Annotated in this window: 3 protein-coding genes; 2 read left to right on the forward strand and 1 reads right to left on the reverse strand. The window is 72.7% G+C overall.

Features of this window, described 5'->3' with window-relative positions; genetic code table 11:
* A partial coding sequence (locus AC31A1_RS48470; RefSeq protein WP_489659436.1) for a response regulator occupies positions 1 to 1754 on the forward strand: 1754 nt, incomplete at its 5' end.
* A gap of 73 nt (positions 1755 to 1827) precedes the next feature.
* Here AC31A1_RS48470 and AC31A1_RS48475 read toward each other — a convergent pair.
* Positions 1828 to 2406 carry a TetR/AcrR family transcriptional regulator gene (locus tag AC31A1_RS48475; protein ID WP_489659437.1) on the reverse strand — a complete coding sequence of 193 codons (579 nt, stop codon included), beginning with the start codon at positions 2404 to 2406 and terminating at the stop codon, positions 1828 to 1830.
* A gap of 177 nt (positions 2407 to 2583) precedes the next feature.
* On the opposite strand from AC31A1_RS48475, the gene AC31A1_RS48480 reads away from it, so the two are divergent.
* Positions 2584 to 3728 (forward strand): MFS transporter (locus tag AC31A1_RS48480; protein WP_489659438.1); only part of this gene is annotated, 1145 nt, incomplete at its 3' end.

Raw genomic sequence — 3728 nt, forward strand, 5'->3', positions numbered from 1 at the left:
GCGTAGGACAGGGGGGAGTTGGGCAGGCGGTCGGGGGGCAGTCCGTTGCCGGTCAGTCGGTCGGCGGGCAGCCCGGTGCCGCCATGCAGCTTGCTCCCGCGCAGAATCTTCCCGCTCCGGGGCAGGCTCCGGCGGGGCAGCCGTTGCCGGCCGAGGCGGTTCCCGGCCAGGGGATTCCGGCGCAGGGGAACCCTGGGCAGCCGGTTTCGCCGCAGGGGATCCAGGGGCAGCCCGTCTCGCCGCAAGGGATTCCGGGGCACGGGATTCCGGGGCAAGCGGCCCCCGGTGTTCCCGGTCAGCCGATTCCGCCCCAGGGCATTCCCGGGCAGGCCGTACCCGCGCAGGGGCTCCCGGCTCAAGGCACTCAGGGGCAACCCGTCTCCCCGCACGGCATCCCCGGTCAAGTCGCCCCGGTTCAGGGGCAGTCCGGTGGGCCGGTGCCGCCGCAGGCTCTGCCCGCCGCGCGGCCGGCGCCGGTCGCAGCTCCGGCCCCCGTACCGGCGAACGGTGCCGACACCGCCGTAGCGTCGAACGCATCGAGCGAGACACCGAACCCGCGGCCGAACCCGATTGCGCCCGCACCCGGAACCCCCGTCGCCGCGCAGGCACGTGCCGCTCAGCCGCTTCCCGCCGAAGCCGCCGGGGCTCCCATTGATCCCAACTCCACTCAGGGGCGGGCGATCAGTGTGCGGACGCTGGGGCAGGGGGTGCCGTTCACGCGGCAGGCCGCTCAGGTGCAGGTGCCTGTCGCCACGCCTACGCCTCCGCCGCATCAGTCGGGTGGGGGTGGCCGGAGAAGGAAGTTGGGGACTCGGCCCGAACCCGCCGCCGGGGTGGCGGAGCAGGGTGAGCGGGCTCAGCCGTCCATGGCCGGGCAGTCCCGGCTCGCGCAGATGACCGAGGGGGCCGGGCGGTCGTACGCCATAGGGGCACCGGACGAGAACGCGGCCGAGGGGCCGGAGCCGTTGGACGGGCCGGGCGGGGCCGTCGAGATCGCGGATACGCCGAGGCCGCAGCCGCTCGACGACGAGTTGCCGCCCGAGCCGCTCGACAATCCGCGTCGGCTGCTCGTGTGGCCCGCGCCGGACGTGACGACCACCCAGGCGCTGAGCGACCGCGGGTACCGGCCCGTCATCGTGCACTCGCGCGAGGAGGTCGACGCGCAGATCGCCGCGTTCCCGGCGGCGCTGTTCGTGGACCCGTTGACCGGGCCGATCACGCGGACGGCACTCCAGTCGTTGCGGCAGGCGGCCGTCGCTGCCGAGGTGCCGGTGCTGGTCACGGCCGGGCTGGGGCAGGCTACGCGTGAGGCGGCCTATGGTGCCGATCCCGCCGTTCTGCTGAAGGCGCTCGCGCCTCGGGACAGTGACCAGCATCCGCCTCGGGTGCTGCTGATCGAGGAGCACGCGGAGATCGCGCTGGCGCTGACGGCGACGCTGGAGCGGCGCGGGATGCAGGTGGCCCGGGCCGCGAGTGACGCCGACGCGGTGACTCTGGCCGGGCAGTTGAGGCCGAACCTCGTCGTGATGGATCTGCTCCAGGTGCACAAGCGGCGGGCCGGGATCGTCGACTGGCTGCGGGCGAACGGACAGCTCAACCGCACCCCGCTCGTCGTGTACACGGCCGCGGTGGACCAGGCCGACCTGCCTCGGCTCGCCTCCGGTGAGACCGTGCTCTTCCTCGCCGAGCGGTCGACGAGTAGCGAGGTCCAGTCGCGGATCGTGGATCTGTTGGCGCGGATCGGTACCAACTAGGCGACGGTACGCGCCACTTGGCGATCGCCCCTGACTGGCCGTCAACTGGCCGTCAACTGCCTTTAGGGTGCGGCTACTTGGCGACCAGTCGCCGCGCCGCCTCCTTGATCGACTCGCGGAGCCGGTCCCGGTCCGTGTCGTCCGCGCCCACCAGGACGCGGCGCATCTGCGGTACGACGACACCCCAGTTGGCCATCGCGACCAGCAGGAAGAGCAGGTCGCGGGCCGGGATCGCGTCGCTCACGACACCCCGGTCCTGGCCGTCCTGGAGGGCGGCGACCTTGAACGCGTAGTGCTGCTGGCGCTCGGTCTCGTCGGGCAGTTCGGCGGTGCCGTACTCCAGACCCTCCCAGAAGAGGAGGCGCAGGACTTCGGGGTGGGCCGCGTGGTAGTCCATGAGCCGGTCGATCCAGCCCTCGATGTCGTCGGGGTCGACGGGGAGCTGGACGGCCAGGTCGAGCATGGACCTGCCGAGGACCTGCGTGAACAGCTCCGACTTGTTGCCGAAGTAGGCGTAGATCAGCTGCTTGTTGGCCTTGGCCTCCGACGCGATGCGGTCGATGCGGGCGCCCGCGATGCCGTGCCGGGCGAACTCGGCGACCGCCGCCTCGTAGATCCGGGCCTTGGTGGCCTCGGGGTCTCTGACTCCCATGGGGCCAGCGTACTCGGCGGGCGACGGTAACCAACTATTTGGTTGACAGGGAATTCCGGGGCGCCGCATGCTGTTCCAGCTTCCAACCAACCAGTTAGTTGCTAGAGCCCGCTCGAAGTGTTCGTGGGCTTGAATTCGTGAGCTTGAATTCGTGGGCTTAAAGGAGTGCCGCCGCTCATGTCCTCCGCAACCGTCACCCAGACCTCGGTCCAGAAGCCGGGCGTCCCCACCGCCGCCGACCGCCTCTTCCTCGTCCTCATCGCCGTCTGTACCGCCGTGACGGCCGCCAACATCTATCTCGCGGGCCCGCTGCTCCCCCTCATCGCGCACGACTTCGGCTCGACCCCGTCCGCCGTGGCGTGGATCGCGTCGGTCGCGCAGTTCGGCTACGCCACCGGCCTCCTCTTCTTCGCCCCGCTCGGCGACCGCGTGAACCGGCGCCCCCTGGTCGCCGCCCTCTCCGTGGCCACCACGGCGGCCCTGCTCGTCGGCGCGGCGGCCCCCGGCACCGCCGCCCTCGCGGTCGCCGTCTTCGTCGCGGCCGCCGCGACCGTCGTACCGCAGCTACTCGTCCCGCTGGTCGCCGAACGCGCCCCCGCCCACCACCGCGCCCGCCATGTCGCGGCCGTCATAGCGGGCCTGTTCACCGGCATCGTGGCGGCGCGCGTCGTGGGCAGCCTGGTCGGCCAGGCCTACGGCTGGCGGGTCGTGTTCATCGGCTCGGCCGCCCTCACCCTCGTCCTCGGCCTCGCCACCGCGTATGTCCTCCCGTCCGAGAAGCGCCGCGGCTCCGGCCCGCTCTTCGCCGGCCTCGCCGCCCTGCCGGGCCTGGTCCGCACCTCGCCCGACCTGTGGCGCGCGTGCCTGCGCCAGGCGGGCATGTTCGGCGCGTGGAGCGCCCTGTGGACCACCCTCGCCCTGCTGCTCACCGGTGGTTCCTACGGCTTCTCGACCGCGACCGCCGGCCTGTTCGGGCTGTTCGGGCTGGCGGCCAGCGCGGTGGCTCCGCTCGCGGGCGGCTTCGTCGACCGGTTCGGCGCGGGGAAGGTCGTACGGTCCGCGTATGTGCTCGCGGCCGCGTCCGTACCGCTGTTCTGGCTGGGCGGGCACGTGCTGTGGGCGCTGTTCGTCGCCGCGATCGCCGTCCACGCGGCCCTGGTCGCCTCCCACGTCGCCAACCAGACCCTCGCCCTCACCACCACCTCCACCCCGGCGACCGCCAACACCGCGTACGTCGTCGCCGGCTTCACGGGCGGTGCGCTTGCGTCCGCCCTCGCGGGGCCGGCGTTCAGTCACTGGGGCTGGGGCGGGGTGTGCGCGGT

It is taken from the genome of Streptomyces sp. P5F9, assembly GCF_057961495.1.